The sequence below is a fragment of the Streptomyces sp. S07_1.15 genome (assembly GCF_020739505.1).
GTDB lineage: Bacteria > Actinomycetota > Actinomycetes > Streptomycetales > Streptomycetaceae > Streptomyces > Streptomyces xinghaiensis.
Map to the genome: position 1 here is coordinate 3924618 of NZ_JAJBZK010000001.1, position 16545 is coordinate 3941162.

Sequence of the window (16545 nt, forward strand, 5' to 3'; positions counted from 1 at the left end):
GGCCGGGGCCGGTCAGGCGGCCTCGTAGACGCGCTGGTGGTCGCGCAGGGCCGCCAGTCGGTACGGGCCCCGCGTCTCGTGCGGGAGTTCGTACCAGCTGCCGTCGGTGGGCAGGGTCTGCTCCCGCAGTTCCCGGTAGGTGCCGTAGTCGACGGCCCGTCGTGAGCCGATCGCTTCCCGGTGGGCCTCGCCCCGCAGGAGCGCCTTGTAGCCGGCGCGGACCCGGCCGGCGAAGAACTCGGCGACGCTGCCCGAGCCGTAGCTGAACAGGCCCACGGTCTGCTCGGTCAGATCGTCCGCGTCGTCGAGGAGCGCGGCGAGGGCCAGATACATCGAGGCGGTGTAGCTGTTGCCCACCGTTTCGTTGTAGCCGGTCGTGGCGGCGAGGGCGTGGTCCAGCGTCTCCTCGTCCGCCTGCGCTCCGCAGGTCTCCAGCAGTTGGCGGTGGGCCTTGAAGGCCATCCGGGTGTAGGGCTGGTGGTAGCAGAAGGCGCGGAACTCCTCCAGCGGCAGGCCGCCACGGCGCTGGTAGTCCTTCCAGGCGCCCTCGACGGCCTCGAGGTAGGCCGCGATCGACTCCTTGCCGTTGACCAGGGCGGTGGTGCGGTAGTTGGGGCGCCAGAAGTCCATCACGTCGCTGGTGAACAGGCCCGAGGGGCGGGTGAGTTCGAGCAGCGCCGGGTCGGCCGAGACCAGCATGGCCGCTGCCGCCGCCCCCTGGGTGGCCTCGCCGGGGCTGTCGAGGTCGTAGCGGGAGATGTCGCTCGCGATGACGAGGACCTGCTCCTGCGGGTCCCGGTGCACCAGCCCGGCCGCGAACTGGAGGGCGGCGGTGGCGCTGTAGCAGGCCTGCTTCATCTCGACCACGCGGACGTGCGGCTCCATCCCGAGCAGGGAGTGGACGTAGATCCCCGCTGCCTTGGACTGGTCGACGGAGCTCTCGGTGGCGAGGACGACGGTGCGGATGCGGTCGGTGCCGTGCCGCTCGACCAGGGGGGCGGCGGCGGCCGCGGCCATGGTGACGATGTCCTCGTCGGCGGTGGGCAGGCTCATCGCGCGCTGCCCGATGCCCTGGTGGTACTTGGCGATATCGGTGCCGTTGCAGCGGGCGAGCTCGGTGTGGCTGAGGACGAGGCCGGTGGTGCGGAAGGACAGATCGTGGATGCCGATGGCGAGGTCACTGGGCATGCGTGTCTCCGTTGGCGCGCTCGAAACGGGTATGGGCTTCCATCAGTTCGCCGGGGTTGGTCTGCGCAGCGAGGAGGGAGAGCTCGCCGCACAGCACGGTGGCGGCGGCCAGGACGGCGAGGCGGCGGGCGTTCTCCCCGGCGGGACGGTCCTCGCGGCAGCCCAGACGGGCGAGGTTGGCCTCGACGAAGCCGATCCCCTTGCCGTTGCCCACGGTGCCGAGGACGAGGTTGGGCAGGGTGCAGGAGAAGTACAGGTCGCCGTCGCGGTCCTGGACGTAGGTGACGCCCTGTGAGCCCTCCACGATGTTCGCCGCGTCCTGGCCGGTGGCCAGATAGAAGGCGAGGAGCATGTTCGCGTAGTGGGCGTTGGCCGAGCGGATGCCGCCGGCCAGGAGCGTGCCGACGAGGTTCTTGTTGGTGTTGAGCGTGGTGAAGCGGGCCGCGGTGGTGCGCAGGCGCTCGGCCACGATGCGCCGGGGGACGAGGATCTCGGCGACGACGTTCTTGCCCCGGCCCAGGATGCCGTTGACGGCGGTGGCCTTCTTGTCGGTGCAGTAGTTGGCGGATATGGAGCCGTAGCGGATGCCGGGGACGGTGGCCAGCAGATGGGCCAGGAGGGCGTCGGCGGCGAGGGTTGCCATGTTGTGGCCGGACGCGTCGCCGGTGGCGAACTCGAACCGGAGGAAGAGCAGCGGGCCGGTGATCTCGTGGCGCAGGTCCAGCAGCTGGGCGTAGCGGCTGCTGCGGCGGGTGATCTCCCGCAGCTGCGGCAGCTGGTCGTGGACGGCGCGGGCAGCGGTGCAGGCGTGGGCGGCGTCGTCCGCCTCGACCAGGACGGAACGGGTCATGCGCTCGTCGACCAGGGTGGTGCGGATGCCTCCGTCGACCAGCCGGGAGATCTTCGCACCGCGGCCGACGGAGGGCCACAGCGGGGATTCGAAGGTGGCCAGCGGGACTTCGGTCTCGGTGGTGGCGACATTGCCCGAGACGCGCAGCGGTCCCACCCAGCGCAGGGGAACGCCCGCTGTCGTGAGGTCGGTCCGTGGCTCGGCCGTGACGGTCATACCGTGACTCCTTTCGCCGCGGCCGTCGTCAGGCCGCAGTCCAGACAGAATTCGCGCAGTGAGCCGGACAGCAGGACGTCGCAGTCGGCGAGTTCCGCCGGGCTGTGTGCGCCGAGCAGGGTCATCAGGGCGGTGAGCTGGTCCAGCCAGGTGGTGATGTGCCGCACCAGGGCGTCCACGCCGCCGTCGAGCAGCGTGGTCAGGTAGGGGCCGGAGGCGCCGACGGCCCCGGCCCCCAGAGCGAGGGCACGGGCCACGTCCAGGGGGTGGCGTACGCCACCGGAGGCGAGCAGGGGCAGGCCGCAGCCGCGGGCGTCGAGCAGCGCGGCCGGAGTGCTCAGGCCCCAGCCCTCCAGGTAGGCGTAGTCGGGCCGGGAGCGGCGGCCGTTCTCGATGCGGGCGAAGTCGGTGCCTCCGCTGCCGGCCACATCGGCGATCCGGACACCCAGCGAGGCCAGTTCCCGGACCGTCCGGCCGCTCAGCCCGAAGCCGACTTCCTTGACGATCACCGGCACCTCGACGGCGGCGGCGATCCGCTCGATGCCGGAGGCCCAGTGGCCGAAGGAGCGGTCGCCTTCCGGCATGACGGTTTCCTGCACGGTGTTGAGATGGATCTGCAGGGCGTCGGCCCGCAACAGGCCGACGGCGCGCCGGGCCTGCTCGGGGGTGGCGGTGGCGTTGAGGTTGGCCAGGACGAAGCCGTCGGGGTGTTCGCGGCGGACGGGCGTGAAGGTGGGTGCGGTGCCGGGGTCCTTGAGGTAGGGGCTCATGGAGCCGGTGGCGATGGGGAGCCCGGTCTCCCGGGCGGCGATGGCCAGATCGCGGTTGATCTCCCCGGTCTTCGCACTGCCGCCGGTCATGGCGTTGATGTAGAGCGGGACCGGCCAGTGCAGTCCGGCGAACCGGGTCTCCAGGGAGACCTTCTCCCGGTCGGTGCCGGCGAGGGCGTGGTGCACGAAGTGCACCTCGTCGAACTGGCTCGCCGGCTGCGGTGCGCCGGGGGGTGCCGCGCGGTTCCCCGGTGCGTACTGGGCGTGGGCGAGCTGTACGTGCTCGTCCTTCCGGTGTGCGGTCATCAGGTGTGTCCTCGCAGAGCTCGCGGAGAAGGGGGGACGGAGCCCGGCCGGGTGCCGGGACCGGCGTCGTACGGTCCGGAGTCCGGCGTGGTGCCGGTGGTCACGTCGAGCGGCAGCGGCGTGATGCCGGCCGCGCTCCAGCGCTGCCGCAGGAGATCGGGGGAGCGGTGGGACGGGAGCAGGGCGATGCCGCAGTCGCCACCGCCCGCGCCGGAGGGTTTGGCGGCGCCGCCACAGGACTCGGCCACCTCGCACAGCCGCCGCAGCGACGGGGTGAAGATGCCGAGGGCGGCTTCGGCGTCCAGCCGGGCGAGGAGGTGGCGGGCGGTCCGCACCGCGTCGAGCAGGGCCTCCGGCTCACCTCGCCGGAGAGCACCCGCCACGGCCGTCACGCAGTGCTCGCTGTCGGTGAGGAAGCCGCTCCGGGCGGCGCCGTGCCACCACCGCTTCGCGGCGAGGCCGGCGACCAGGTCCGAGGTGGACGCCGGGCTGCCGCTCCAGCCGATGTGCAGGACGAGGCCGGGCGGTGGCGGCAGCTCCTGGACGGCGAAGCCCGGCCAGGGGGCGCGCAGCGTCCGCGCGACCCCGTGCCGGTGCAGGCTGTCCCGCAGGATCTGCCGGTCGGGTGCCCGGTAGGCGACCCAGCCGTGCCAGACCGCGGCCGCGAGATCGGCGCCGGAGGGGCCCGCGTCGACCCGGATGGCGGCCAGCAGGGCGAGCCGGAAGAGCTCCTGCGGGGACAGCCGCATGCCGTAGTGGTCCGCCACGGCCCGTGTGGCCGCGACGGTCACTGCCGCGCTCGACCCCAGCCCGATCTTGACGCCGTCGTGGTGCAGGTCGCTGCGCACCGTGAGCCGCAGCGGGGCGAGCCCGAGCCGTTGCTCCGTCCGCAGTCCTTCGACGGTCTCCACGACCGAGACCAGGTGCGCCAGCACACCGCGGACGAGGCCGGGGTCCCGGGGGGACACGGCCCGCAGTCCTTCGTCGCCGCGGCACAACCGCACCTCGTGGTCCAGCAGGTCGGAGTCGACGACGACCCCGGCGTCCTCGGCGGGGCGGGCGGTGACGGTGACGTACCGGTCCACCGCCACCACCACGGCCGGCTGCGCCGGTTCCAGGACGGCGTACTCCCCGGCCACCAGGAGCTTGCCCGGTGCCCGGCGGGTGACGGCCCGGCCCGCCATCACCCGTCCTCCGCCCGCAGCCGGGCACCGGGACCGCTGCGGGCCACGACCACCGGGGCGCCGGTCACGGCGCGCATCCGGTCGGCGATCCGCTCCGCGTCGGCGCCGGCGCACAACACCTTGACGTTGGGCCCGGCGTCCATCGTCGCCCAGGCGCCCACGCCTTCCTCGCGTAGGGCGCGGACGTGGGCGAGCACCGCGTCCGAGGCGGCCGTGCGGTAGCGGACGGCGGGCTGTGCCGCTTCCATCGCGGCGTGCATGCCGAGGGCGTTGTGCTCGGCGATCTCGCCCACGGTCGTCATGTCGCCCCTGCGCAGTGCCTCGCGCATCCGGACCAGGGCGGCACGGCAGTCGTCCAGCCAGTCCCGGTACGGCGCGGAGGTGGCGACGGTGTGCCGCATGGCCTCCCGGCTGGATACGGGCTTGGGGCCCGGCTCCAGGACGACGGCGACCAGCGCGGCGTCCAGACGGGCGTCCGTGACCGGCTCCGCGTAGGAGCCCCGGTCGGGGTCGGGGGCGTCCGGGATGCCGGCGTGCCAGACCACGAAGCCGCCGAAGACCGACCGTGCGGCCGAACCGGACCCCCGGCGGGCCAGCCGGGACAGCGCCCGGGAGTCGCCGGGCAGGCCGTAGGCGTGGGCCGCGGCCAGGGCCAGCGCGGCGAAACCACTGGCGGACGAGGCGAGTCCGGCCCCCACGGGCACGGTGTTGCGGGTGTCCACCACGGCCCGCTCCCCGCGCCCGGCCCGCTCGCGCACCAGATCCAGGAAGCGGACGGTCCGGTGGAGCACCTCGCCGCGGGCGGCGGCGCCGTCCATGACGACGTGGTCCGCCCCGGCGGCCGGATCGAGCCGGACGGCCGTCGTGGTGGGGAACACATCGAGGGTCATCGACAGGCTGTCCGCGAAGGGCAGCGCCAGGTCCTCGTCGCGTTTGCCCCAGTACTTGACCAGCGCGATGTTCGGGTGCGCGACCGCCACCGCCGGCTCAGAAACCGTCATGGCCGGCCCCCTTCGCCACCGGCGCGGTCCAGGTGCGTGCGCCGTGCCCGCGGCTGAGCGCCCCGGCCACGGCCTCGGCCTCCTCCGGGGTCGCGGTCAGGGCGAGGACGCAGCCGCCGAGTCCGCCGCCGCTCATCTTGGCGCCCAGTGCTCCCGCGCCGAGCGCGGCGCCGGCCAGTGTGTCGGTGCGCTCCGTCGTCAGGCCGAGTCCGGCGAGGAGTTCGTGGGCGGCGGTGAGCCGGCGGCCCAGCGCGGCGAGCCGTCCGTCCGCCAGGTCGCCGAGCGCGGCCCGGGTCAGTGCGGCCGAACGGTCCACGAACCGCGCACGGCTGCCCGGGTCCCGTGCGAAGGCGCCCCGCAGCATGGTGACGGCCTTCCTGGTGCCGCAGCCGCTGCCGCTGTCCGCCACCACGACCTGGAATGCGGTGCCCACCGGCGGCTTGCCGCGGCGGCCCTCCGCCAGCAGCACCGGTCCCGTGCTCCCGGTGGTCAGTGCGTCGATGCCGCTGGCCAGACCGTGCGCCGACCGTTCGGACACCTGCACCAGCTCGAAGACGTCCCGTTCGCCCAGGCCGGTCGCGAAGAGGGAGTCCAGGGCGTGGACGAGCGCGCGGGCGTTCGCCGCGCTGGAGCCCAGACCGCGGGCCGCCGGGATGCCGCTGTCGAGCAGCACCTCCAGGGACGGGGTTCCGCGGAGGCCGGCCCGCCGCGCGAAGGCGTCCAGGAGCAGCCGGAACTCCTCGGGGGCGTCCTCCTCCGTCTCCTCGTCGAGTCCCCGTGGGGCGGGGACGGGGGCGGGGGCGGAAACGGTGCGGCGCAGGCGGAGCGGCCCCGGCCGGGCTCGCTCCGAACGGCTTATGGTGGCGCGGCAGTTCAGGGCCGGCAGCGGGAGGGCCAGCGCCGGGGCGCCGTAGACCACCGCGTGCTCGCCGAGCAGGATGGCCTTGGCGTGCGCCCCGCCCGTCGCGACGCGCCGCGCCTCGGTCGCGGACGCGGACGCGGACGCGGATTGCGTGGACATGATCCGGGTTTCCCTTCGTGTCGGGGGCGGATGGTGTGGGGACCCGTCGAGGCCGGCCCCGCTCCCCCCGCCGGCGCCCCGCCGGGCGGGGACCGGGCGGGCGCGGCGGCCGGAACCCGCCGCCGTGCCGGGCGCCGCGAGCCGGTGCGAGCCTCCGGTCGCGGCGCTAGCCGCGGCCCGCGGAGACCGCGCCGGTGGTGACGACGTCGCGCACCCGCTCGGCCGCGCGTTCGCCCGTGACGAGGCTGGAGTTGGTGGCGCTGAAGGCCAGGTAGTCCCCGGCGAGCTGGATGCGGCAGCGGGGGTCCAGACCGCGGTTGAAGTCGCGCAGCCGCGCGTAGTCACCGGGCTTGCGCAGGATGACCGCGTTCTTCCACCGCTGGACGTACGCCATGTCCTGGTGGGCCTCGATGTGCCGGGCCAGCTCCGGCCACGCCTGCCGGTGCACCTCGTGGGTCAGCTCCACGACCTTCTCGTCGTCCGCCTCCCAGTGCCGCATCGCCCACGGGTAGCGGTAGTAGCTGGTCAGCAGGGCATGGCCCTGAGGGGCGCGGCCGGGGGCGAAGTTGTGGTTGAAGGTCACCACGCCCAGGTCGGGGTGTTCCCGCTGCGGGAACAGCACGCAGGTGGCCGTCTCGTCCGGTCGGCGGTCCACGCCGAAGTACACGTGGATGTCCGGCACGTAGGGCACGTTCGCCAGATAGTCCAGCGTCGCGGGCGCCAGGCCGGGGCACAGGCGGGCGGCGACCGGACCGGGCAGGGCGACCACCGCGGCGGCGGCCTCCTCCGTGTGCTCGGGTTCGCCCTCCCGCCGCCAGTGCACCCGGACCCCGTCCGGAGTCTCCTCCACCTGCGTGACCTCGGCGCGGGTCTCCACCGGCAGCCGGGCGGCGAGCGCCGTGGTGAGGGTGTCCACCCGGTCGTGGAAGTTGAACCACTCGGCGTTGACGGCCGGCATCGAGAACAGGAAGTTGACCACCGACAGATCGGGCGGCGAGTTGAAGAACATCGCGCTCATCGGGTCCACGACCCAGTCGCGGAACTCCGCGTCGAGGCGGCGGTCCGCGTAGGCCGCGGCGGTCTCGGTGTCGAGCGCCGCCGCCTCCCCCATGTCGCTGTCCCAGCGCAGCCGGCTCCCGTACTTGCCCAGGTCCGCCTGCAGCCGCAGCATGGCCGGCAGCGAGGACCAGGGCAGCAGGCCCGAGCGCTTGAGGTCGGTGGGCCGGTTCGCCCGCATGCGATGGATGCGTCCGCCGCGGCGGATGCCGACGACGTTGTTGGTGCGCTGCGTGGTTCCCTCGATGCCGAGGTCGCGGACCAGGGCCCGCATCTGCGTGTAGTTCTCGATCAGCAGGATCGCGGCCAGGTCCATGTGGTAGCCCCGGCGCTCCACCGTGCGCATCCGGCCGCCGGCCCGGTCCTCGGCCTCCAGGACCCGGACCGGATGCCCGTCCTGCTGAAGGCGGAAGGCGGCGGTCATGCCGGCGATGCCGGCGCCGATGACGATGATCGGTTCCTTGGTGCCCGTGGCGTTCACGGCTGTCCTTTCGTCCGAGCGGAGGCGGGGATGAGTTCGCCCGGCCGGTCCGGCGGGCGTGCCGGCAGCAGCAGGCCCGAGAGCTGACGGGCCGCCTGAACGGCCGAGCAGATGCTGTGGTGGGTACTGGACTGGGTGAAGAAGTCGCCTCCGGCGAGCCGGACCCGGGAGGAGCCCGGCCACGCCGTGCTGAGCCGGGCCAGCTCGCGGTAGTCACCCGGGCGCCGGAAGACCACGCACTGCCCGGGGCGCAGGACATGGGTCATCGTGGTGTGGCTCTCGACCTCGGGTACCAGCCCCAGCGCCCGCAGCGCTTCACGGGCCTCGTCGACGAGCCGCTCCTCGGGCAGGTCGCGGTGCCGGTCCGACCACGAGCCGCGGAAGTGCGCCATGACCAGCCCCCGCCCTGCGGGGACCCGGCCCGGAGCGGTGTTGTGCGGCAGGATGACGCCCACCAGCGCGGGGTGCTCCGCCCGCGGGACGTTGACCATCACGGCCCGCTCGGCCGTGGGCCGGTCCAGGCCGAAGGCCACGTGGACGCTGCCGGTGTACTCCACGCGGCGGAAGAACTCGGCGAACGGCTTCTCCATCTGGCCGTAGAGGTCCGGTGCCTGCACGGCGGGCACCGCCAGCACGCAGGCGTCGGCCCGTTCGGTCCGCTCGCCCGTGCCGTCGCCGGCCCGCCAGGTGACCGAGACCCCGGCCCGGTCCTCCTCGACCTGGCACACCCGCGCGTGATGGGTCACGGACAGCTGCGCAGCGAGGGCCCGCGGCAGCATTCCGACGCCGTCGCGGAAGGTGAACAGCCCGCCGCCGCCCAGCAGGGAGTTGAGCAGCATGAACGGTGCGACCGACGAGGTGCGCTCGACGTCCTGCAGGGAGGCGAGCATGCACAGCGGATCCAGCAGGTGGTCGACGGTGCCCGGCCGCAGCCCGCGGCGGACCGCGTATCCCGCTACCGACTCCCCGTCGTGGCGGGCCGCCGCCGACATGTCGTACCAGTCCAGCGTCCGCCGTACGCGGAGGTGGTCGAGCATCAGCTTGGGCAGGTCGGACGGGAACGGCGCGAACCGCAGCAGTCCGGCCGCCATGCGCGGCAGGGAGCCCACCCGTACGTGGTGCACCCGGCGGTCGCGCATGAGCCCGACCGTGTCGGAGGACGGCAGGATCCGGTCGCCGACCCCCGCCGTCTCCGCCAGCCTCAGCATCGCGTGGTAGCGCCGGGACAGCAGCGAGGCGCCGGTGTCGACGAAGAAGCCACCGTGCCGCACCGACCCCATCCGGCCGCCCACGTTCTCCGGCCCCGCGCTGTCGAGCACGGTGACCCGGCAGCCGCGGCGCTGCAGGAGGAAGGCGCTGGTGAGGCCCGCGATGCCCGCGCCGACCACGATGACGTGGGGCCGTCCGTCCGGCCCGGCGGCCGGCCGCGGGGCGGGAACCGGGCCGCTCACGCGGGCACCTCCGGGTGCGGTTCCGGGTGCGGTTCGTCCCGGTCGTACCGGCCGTGCCGCAGATACCACTCGACGTGGTTCTGGAAGGACAGCAGGCCGTCGGCCCAAATCCGGATGGCCGCGGTCTCGCTGTCGTTGTACGGGCCGGAGGGGCCGCTGACCCGGTCCAGTGCCGCCTTCAGCGACCGCACCCGCTGTTCGATCCGCTCCAGCGTCTCGGCCGCGGCGTCCTGCAGCGACTTGTGCTCCAGGCGGTGCAGCAGGACCACCAGGTTGTAGGCGTCCGGCCGGTCCAGCTCCTTCGACACCGAGCACAGGTCGTTGATCCAGGAGGCGATGTCGGCCGCGCAGCCGATCATCTCGGTGTACTCGGGGGTGCCGTAGAAGCGCGCCGGGAGCCGTACCGACTCCGCCTGCTCGACGAAGTCCAGCAGCGGGAGCACCGGACCGGTGTCCCGGCGCAGCGCGATGTAGGCGTCGACACCCGGCAGGTTGCCGCGCGCCCGGTAATCCGACTCGATCACCAGGGAGGTGAAGTAGTCGTCCAGGTGGGCGAGGAACTCGCGGAACTGCACCGGTGCCATGAACTGCGCGGTCCGGCTCAGCAGATCGGACAGGGCGCGCTGCAGGGAGTCCTCGGCTGCGGGCAGCGGCTCGCGGCGCCGGGCCGCGTCCACCATGCGGCGCAGTGGCTCGGCCGCCTCCTCGGCGGCAAGGGCGCTGGTGCCGGCGGGGCCGTCCTCGAAGTGGTCGTCGAGGTGGAAGTACCACATCGTCCACTGGGTGATCAGCACGCGCATGCCGGTGTCCGCGTGCGGATAGCCGTGGCTGACCAGTTCACCAGCGCACAGGCGGCGCAGCGGGTGCCGGGCGTCGCCGGAGTCGATGAGACCGCACTGCCGGGCCCATTCCTCACCGCCGTTCTCGACGGCCGCGATGTCGTCGGGGTCCCGCGAGGGCGCGGCGGGGAAGGGCCATCGGGGCAGAACGGTCTCGAGGACCGGATCGGAGACGGGGCTGTGCACGGTGGTTCTCCTTTCGCTCCCGCCGGTGAAGCGAGCGCCGGCCGGGGACTGGACAGGGGCGCGGACAACAGAGGAGACACGGGAGGACAAGAGGGGACGGGTACGGGTACGGGTGGACGGGTCCGGAAGGGGACCGCCGCGCATGTGCGGGAGGGACGCCCGCCGGTCGCGGGGGTGAGGCCTCGCAGCGCTCGGCCCGGGAGGGCCGGGGGCGGGGGCCGGTGGCGTCAGTGGTCGCGGCCGGCCAGCCACTGGGCGAGCGTGCGCAGCGGCCGTGTGCCCGGTCTCGGCAGGCCGGTCCCGTCCAGGTGGTCCAGTGCTTCGGACAAGTGCCGGCGGGCGAGATCGGCGGACCGCCGCCGCCCGCCCGCGCGCTCGGCCAGTGCGGCGGCGCGCCGGAGGGTCTCCGCGTCGTCCAGGGAGGGGTCGCGGGCGTAGAGCGCGGTCAGTTCCGCCGCCTCCGGAGTGCCGGAACTCAGGGCGGCCACCACGGGCAGGCTCTTCTTGCGGGCGTGGAGGTCGGCGCCGGCCGGCTTGCCGGTCGCCCCGGGATCCCCCCAGATGCCGAGCAGGTCGTCCACGTGCTGGAAGGCCAGGCCCAGGGACCGGCCGAAGGCGTCCAGCCCCGCGGCCCGGGTCTCGTCCGCGCCGCCGGCCAGGGCACCGAGCCGGCAGGCGGCCCCCATGAGGGCGCCGGTCTTGCGTGAGGCCATGGTGGTGCACTCGGTAAGGGAGACATCGGCGCGCTGCTCGAAACCGATGTCCTCGAACTGCCCGCCGATGAACTGCTGCACGGCCTCGTTGAGCGCCGTGCCGGCCGGCGTGCCGCGACCGTCTTCCCGGACGAGGGAGACCGCCAGGGCGAGCATGGCATCGCCCGCCAGGAGCGCACCGGCGAGGCCGAAGACCCGCCACGCGGCGGGCCGGTGCCGTCGTGTGGCGTCCCGGTCGATGATGTCGTCGTGCAGCAGGGAGGAGTCGTGGGCGAGCTGGACCGCCGCGGCGGAGCTGCCGGCCGTGCCGGGGCGGGCTCCGGCGGCCCGTGCGGCGAGCAGGACGAGCGCGGGGCGTACGGCCTTGCCCCAGCCGGCCGGGACGGGCCGGCCCTGCGCGTCCCACCAGCCCAAGTGGTAACCGGCGACGGTCCGGGCCCGGGGGTGGAGGGTGCGGACCGCTTCGCGCAGCACCGGGTCGGTCACCTCCCTGGCGTGGCGCAGCCAGGTCTCGGGCCCGGCGTCGCCGGGGGGTTCCGCCGCCGTGCCCGCTTCCGTCGCGTTCCGCGTCCTGGTTCCGCCTGCTGTCGTCACCGTGCCGCTCCCCTCATGGCGGGGGTGGCCGCGGCCGCCGCGGTCCGCTTGCCGTGCCGGTCCAGTACATGACGGAACAGCGCGGCGAGGCCGTCCAGGGCCACCGGGTCGCCCCCCGTCTTCCCGAGCAAGTGCACGGCGCGGTCGAGGTGCTCCCGTGCGGTCCGCTCGGCCTCCGCGCGCCCGCCCGCCTCCTCGACGAGGCGGGCGAGTTCAGCCAGCTCGTCCTCGCCGCGGGCCCCTGGGGAGCTCAGTCGCCCGGCCAGCCGGGAACCCGCCGCGGTACCGGAGCGCAACGCGGCGATCACCGGGTACGTCCGCTTGTCGCGCCGCAGGTCGCCGAAGGCGGGTTTGCCGCTGGCGGCGGGATCGCCCCAGATGCTCTCGACGTCGTCGGCCACCTGCCAGGCCACGCCCAGGTCCCAGGCCGCCGCCTGGAGCGTGCGCACCCCGGCCGCGGGGGCGTTCGCCAGGGAGGCACCCACCGCGACGCAGCCGCCGAGCAGCCCGCTGGTCTTGGCGCAGGCCGCCAGATAGTCGTCCACGCCGACCCGGTCCACCGGAAAGCCGTCCAGCCCCAGGTCGGCCGCCTGGCCCCGGATGATCGTGCTCACCGCTTCCGTCAGGGTCCTGCCGGCCGGCTGCTCCGGTGTGCCCTTCATCTCGGCGGTCATGCGCAGTGCCTTGCTCAGCAGCGCGTCACCCGCGAGGACGGCCGGGCCGGCCCCGAAGACCACCCAGGCCGTCGGCCGGCCCCGCCGCAGTTCGTCGGCGTCCATCAGGTCGTCGTGCAGCAGGGAGAAGTTGTGCACGAGCTCCGTGGCGACCGCACCGGGCACCGCGGTCCTCGTGCTCGCGCCGAACGCCCGGGCCGCGAGCACGGCCAGGGCGGCGCGCAGCATCTTGCCCGCGTGGACGCCGGTGGGCCTGCCGTCGGGTTCGCACCAGCCCAGGTGGTAGGCGCTGATGCGGGCCAGCCGGGGGTGGAGTTCCCCGACCGCCTCACGCAGTGCGGGAAGAGTGGCCGCCCGGCACTCGGCCAGTATCTCCTTGACGACGTCCGCAGCCGTGTCGCTGAGGACCGTTCCATCGCTCATGGGTGCTCTCTCCCACTCCCACGGTCGTCGGTTCCTGAACGGGTGCGGCGCCCGCGTGCGGCGGGTGCGCCGAACACGCCGCACCCGGCGTCGTGCGCTCTCCGCCCCCGGTGCTTCCCGGGGGCACTGCGGACAGGTGCGGGCAGTCCTTTGCCTTAGTGAATTCTTCTTATGGAATATGTGGCGATTCGGAAAACCGGACTCGTCTTCGGTGCGCCCGTGTGCGCCCGGGTGTCGCCGGTGTGCCGGGAAGGTCAACTCGCCGACTCGCTGACACCGTCAGTCAAACACCCGCCGTGTCGGCGGGCCAAGGGGCTATTGCCGGTGGCGATGTCCGACGAGTCGCCTTCTTGTGAAAGCGTGAATGTGTGATTGCGGGGCGCGGTATCCGGCCGGGGATTGGCCCCGGATCGTGGTGCGGCCGAAAACAATCGGTTTTGTGTCCCGGGGCGTGGTAAGCCGCATAAAGGGTTTCAGGTCGTGGTGCAGGCTTGCCGGGCCCCCGCCGCCGCGACGGAACCGCCGGTCCGGAGCCGTCACCGTGGTTTCCCTTCCGGCCTCCCCCACTCGGACCCCAAGGAGCCGCCATGGCGCGCAGTCATCCGAATCACAAGCTGAAACGGCTCTTAGCGGAAGCCGGGCTGTCCGGCGAAGCGCTCGCCCGGTCCATCAACCTCGCCGCCGCGGAGAATCACAGAACTCTGCAGTACAACCGCAAGTCCGTGGCCGGCTGGCTGGCCGGCTCACGGCCTCCGGCCCCGGTTCCCGCGCTGGTGGCCGAGACGCTCACCCGGCGTATCGGACGGCACGTCAGCATCCAGGAGACGGGCCTGGCGCTCGTCCCCGACGAACCCGGAGACGTGCTGCGCACCACCGGCGGCAGCGGCCGGGCGGCACTGGCGACGCTGACCGCGGCCGACACCGGGGCCGCCACCCGGGGAGCCTTCCGCGCGCTCCCCTTCCGGCTGGCCAACACCCCTCCGGCCTGGACCGACGCCGAGCCGCGGCCGACACCGGGCGACTGGCGGCTCGGCCCGGGCGACCTGGCCGCCCTGACCCACAGCATCACCTACTACGCGGAGTCCATCGACACCTATGGCGGCGCGCACGCGCGCACCGCGCTGGCCGCCTACCTCGCCACCGACGGTGCCGCGTTCCTCGCCGCCCGGACCGACCCGCGGACCCACGCACAGCTGCTCGGCAGGCTCTCCCGGCTGACGCATCTGCTGGCCCGGATGTGCGTCGACTGCGGTCAGAGCGGCGCGGCCCAGCAGTACTTCAACGTCGCCGCACAGCTGGCGATCGAGGCCGGGGACCGCACCCTGTACGCCGTCACCCTCCGGGCCATGAGCGCGCAGCTGTGCCAACTGGGCCACCGGGGCGGGGATCTCGGGGTCGCCGCCTGGTCGGCCGTGCCCGAGGACGCGCCGGCCCCCATCAAGGCGTTTCTGAAGAGCCATCTCGCCGTGGTGCACGCGACGGCGGGCATGCGGCGCCAGTCGCTCACGGCTCTCTCCGACGCCATGGAGCTGCACGGCGGGCGGGACGAACAGCCCGCCGCTCCCTTCAGCGGCTATCCCGTGGCGGCGCTGCACTACCAGCGCGGTCACGTCTACCAGAGCCTCGGCGACTACGACAAAGCGGCCAACGCGCTCGCCGCCTCGCTGCGGCACCGGCCCGGCCGCGCCCACCGCGCCCGCGCACTGACACTCGCCCAGCTCGGCGAGGTCCTCCTGCTGGACGGCCGGGTGGACAGCGCCTGCGGGGTCACGGACCGCCTGCTCGACAACTACGGCCGCATCCGCTGCCCCCGCACCGCCGGCCGGCTCCGCGGCCTGCGGACCAGGCTGCTGCCCCATGTGCGGAGGCCGTCGGTGCGGTCGGCCATCAGCCGCGTGGACGGCTACTCCGCCTACCAGAACCCTCCGGCGAGCCTCGCGCTGTAGACCGTCCCCGGGCCTTCCCCTCCGGTGCCGGACCCGAGCCCGCACACCGGTGGCCCCGGCCTGCCCGCCGTGGAGCACACAAGCGCACAAGCGTGAGTCGCGCACGGCAGGCGCCCGCCCGGCAGCCCTACCGCACCCGGCCGGCCCGACGTGGAATGGACGGCGAGAACGGCAGGCCGGCGCCCCGAGCTCCGCGGGGAAGGCCGCCCCGCCGAGCTACCGAGAGGGGTGCGGGCCATGCAGACGAATCCGATCGAGGTGCCCACCGCAAGCGGACTGCCGCTCCTGGGCTCCATGCTGGACCTGCGGCGTGATCCACTGGAAACCTACGAACGAGCCCGGAAGGAACACGGCGACCTGGTGCGGATCGTGGCCGGGCTCCCCGGTCTGCGCACGAAGATCTACTTCGTCTTCTCCGCCGACGGGGCCCAGCAGGTGCTCGCCTCGCAGTCCGCCAACTTCCGCAAGGACGACGCCTTCTCCCTGGAGATGCGGGAGACCTTCGGCAACGGCCTGCTGAGCAGCCTGGACGACGACCACCTGCGGCAGCGCCGCCTGCTCTCCCCGCTCTTCACCAAGAAGAAGGTGGCGGACTACGCCGACGCCATATGTGACGAGGTCGACGCCCTGTGCGGCCAGTGGGAGGCGGACGGGGGCACGGGGGCCGACCTCAACGAGGACATGAGCCGGCTGACCGTACGGATGATCACCCGCATCCTGTTCGGCGCGGACGCGGAGGAAGCAGCCGAGGTCGTGCGGCGCTGCATGCCCGCGCTCAGCACGTACACCCTGCGGCGGGGCCTGATGCCGGTGAAACTCCCCCGGTCCGTCCCCACCCCGGCCAACCGCCGGGCGCGGGCGGCGCAGGCGGAGCTGCACGCACTGTGCGACCGGCTCATCGAGCAGCGCCGCAGGAGCGGCGGCACCGTCGGGGAGCAGGGGGCGGACGATCTGCTGACCCTGCTCATCAACGCGCGCAGCGACGAGGACACCCCGCTCAACGACCGCGAACTGCGCGACCAGGTACTGGTCTTCCTCCTGGCCGGTTCGGACACGACGGCGACGTCGCTGACGTTCGCCCTGTATCTGCTGGCGCGGCACGGGGAGGTCCAGGACGCCACGCGCGCCGAGGTGCTGTCCGTGCTGGGCGGGCGCCGGCCCGCCCCCGCCGACCTGGACGCACTGCCCGGCCTGGAGCGCGTGCTGAAGGAGGCCATGCGCCTCTACCCGGCCGCACCGGTCCTCATCCGCAGGGCGGTGCGGGCCACCGTCGTGGAGGGGCGTGCCATACCGGCTGGCGCCTATGTCTATGTGTCGCCCTGGGTGACGCACCGCCATCCCTCCTACTGGCCGCAGCCGGAGCGCTTCGACCCCGAGCGCTTCCGGCCCGAACGGGAGAGCGGCCGGTCGCGCTACGCGTGGTTCCCGCTCGGCGGCGGACCGCGCTCCTGCATCGGCAATCACTTCGCGATGCTCCAGATGAAGCTCACCGTGGCGGTGCTCCTGCAGCGCTACCGCTTCACCGGGGTGGCCGAGGAGGTGCCGCTGGAGACGGGCGTCACCATCCGTGCGGCGCGGAGCGTCGACTGCCGGCTGGCCCCGGCCGAGCACTCCCCGGCGGACCCGCTGCCCAGCTCCCGGTGAGG

The 16545-nt window shown here is 73.7% G+C and carries 13 protein-coding genes; 2 read left to right on the forward strand and 11 right to left on the reverse strand.

The features are described from left to right. Positions 1-12: 12 nt before the first annotated feature. The 11 genes from LIX60_RS16925 to LIX60_RS16975 all read right to left on the reverse strand — a co-directional run bounded on the left by LIX60_RS16925 (position 13) and on the right by LIX60_RS16975 (position 12953). A complete protein-coding gene (locus tag LIX60_RS16925) occupies positions 13-1188 on the reverse strand; it encodes a hydroxymethylglutaryl-CoA synthase (RefSeq protein WP_227959149.1) in 1176 nt (391 codons plus the stop codon). Beyond that, positions 1178-2254: a hydroxymethylglutaryl-CoA reductase gene (locus LIX60_RS16930; protein ID WP_227959150.1), complete on the reverse strand. Its 1077-nt coding sequence runs from the start codon at positions 2252-2254 to the stop codon at positions 1178-1180. The genes LIX60_RS16925 and LIX60_RS16930 overlap by 11 nt, the downstream gene beginning before the upstream one ends. Next, the gene (gene fni, locus LIX60_RS16935) at positions 2251-3330 is read right to left on the reverse strand and encodes a type 2 isopentenyl-diphosphate Delta-isomerase (RefSeq protein WP_227959151.1); all 1080 of its coding nucleotides are present in this window, start codon (positions 3328-3330) and stop codon (positions 2251-2253) included. The genes LIX60_RS16930 and fni overlap by 4 nt, the downstream gene beginning before the upstream one ends. Then, a complete protein-coding gene (locus LIX60_RS16940) occupies positions 3330-4514 on the reverse strand; it encodes a phosphomevalonate kinase (protein ID WP_227959152.1) in 1185 nt (394 codons plus the stop codon). The genes fni and LIX60_RS16940 overlap by 1 nt, the downstream gene beginning before the upstream one ends. After that, positions 4514-5515 carry a diphosphomevalonate decarboxylase gene (mvaD, locus tag LIX60_RS16945; RefSeq protein ID WP_227959153.1) on the reverse strand — a complete coding sequence of 334 codons (1002 nt, stop codon included), beginning with the start codon at positions 5513-5515 and terminating at the stop codon, positions 4514-4516. Before mvaD ends, LIX60_RS16940 begins: the two co-directional genes overlap by 1 nt. Then, positions 5502-6536: a mevalonate kinase gene (gene mvk / locus LIX60_RS16950; RefSeq protein WP_227959154.1), complete on the reverse strand. Its 1035-nt coding sequence runs from the start codon at positions 6534-6536 to the stop codon at positions 5502-5504. Before mvk ends, mvaD begins: the two co-directional genes overlap by 14 nt. 166 nt (positions 6537-6702) lie before the next feature. Next, positions 6703-8073, reverse strand: coding sequence for an NAD(P)/FAD-dependent oxidoreductase (locus LIX60_RS16955; protein ID WP_227959155.1), 1371 nt, complete (start codon positions 8071-8073; stop codon positions 6703-6705). Then, positions 8070-9524, reverse strand: coding sequence for an NAD(P)/FAD-dependent oxidoreductase (locus LIX60_RS16960; RefSeq protein ID WP_227959156.1), 1455 nt, complete (start codon positions 9522-9524; stop codon positions 8070-8072). Before LIX60_RS16960 ends, LIX60_RS16955 begins: the two co-directional genes overlap by 4 nt. Then, the gene (locus tag LIX60_RS16965; RefSeq protein WP_227959157.1) at positions 9521-10549 is read right to left on the reverse strand and encodes a terpene synthase family protein; all 1029 of its coding nucleotides are present in this window, start codon (positions 10547-10549) and stop codon (positions 9521-9523) included. The genes LIX60_RS16960 and LIX60_RS16965 overlap by 4 nt, the downstream gene beginning before the upstream one ends. Positions 10550-10776: 227 nt before the next feature. Then, a complete protein-coding gene (locus tag LIX60_RS16970) occupies positions 10777-11856 on the reverse strand; it encodes a polyprenyl synthetase family protein (protein WP_227959158.1) in 1080 nt (359 codons plus the stop codon). Then, complete coding sequence (locus LIX60_RS16975; protein ID WP_227959159.1) at positions 11853-12953, reverse strand: polyprenyl synthetase family protein; 1101 nt, start codon at positions 12951-12953, stop codon at positions 11853-11855. The genes LIX60_RS16970 and LIX60_RS16975 overlap by 4 nt, the downstream gene beginning before the upstream one ends. Before the next feature lie 587 nt (positions 12954-13540). Here LIX60_RS16975 and LIX60_RS16980 point away from each other — a divergent pair. Continuing rightward, on the forward strand, positions 13541-14899 hold the full coding sequence (locus LIX60_RS16980; protein ID WP_227959160.1) for a tetratricopeptide repeat protein: 1359 nt from the start codon (positions 13541-13543) through the stop codon (positions 14897-14899). 237 nt (positions 14900-15136) lie between these two features. Next, a complete protein-coding gene (locus LIX60_RS16985) occupies positions 15137-16543 on the forward strand; it encodes a cytochrome P450 (RefSeq protein WP_227959161.1) in 1407 nt (468 codons plus the stop codon). The last annotated feature ends 2 nt before the right edge of the window (positions 16544-16545 follow it).

Coding starts and splice junctions, on each gene's coding strand:
- LIX60_RS16925 (WP_227959149.1), bottom strand. CDS start 1,188: ATGCCCAGTGACCTCGCCATCGGCATCCACGATCTGTCCTTCCGCACC.
- LIX60_RS16930 (WP_227959150.1), bottom strand. CDS start 2,254: ATGACCGTCACGGCCGAGCCACGGACCGACCTCACGACAGCGGGCGTT.
- fni (WP_227959151.1), bottom strand. CDS start 3,330: ATGACCGCACACCGGAAGGACGAGCACGTACAGCTCGCCCACGCCCAG.
- LIX60_RS16940 (WP_227959152.1), bottom strand. CDS start 4,514: ATGGCGGGCCGGGCCGTCACCCGCCGGGCACCGGGCAAGCTCCTGGTG.
- mvaD (WP_227959153.1), bottom strand. CDS start 5,515: ATGACGGTTTCTGAGCCGGCGGTGGCGGTCGCGCACCCGAACATCGCG.
- mvk (WP_227959154.1), bottom strand. CDS start 6,536: ATGTCCACGCAATCCGCGTCCGCGTCCGCGTCCGCGACCGAGGCGCGG.
- LIX60_RS16975 (WP_227959159.1), bottom strand. CDS start 12,953: ATGAGCGATGGAACGGTCCTCAGCGACACGGCTGCGGACGTCGTCAAG.
- LIX60_RS16980 (WP_227959160.1), top strand. CDS start 13,541: ATGGCGCGCAGTCATCCGAATCACAAGCTGAAACGGCTCTTAGCGGAA.
- LIX60_RS16985 (WP_227959161.1), top strand. CDS start 15,137: ATGCAGACGAATCCGATCGAGGTGCCCACCGCAAGCGGACTGCCGCTC.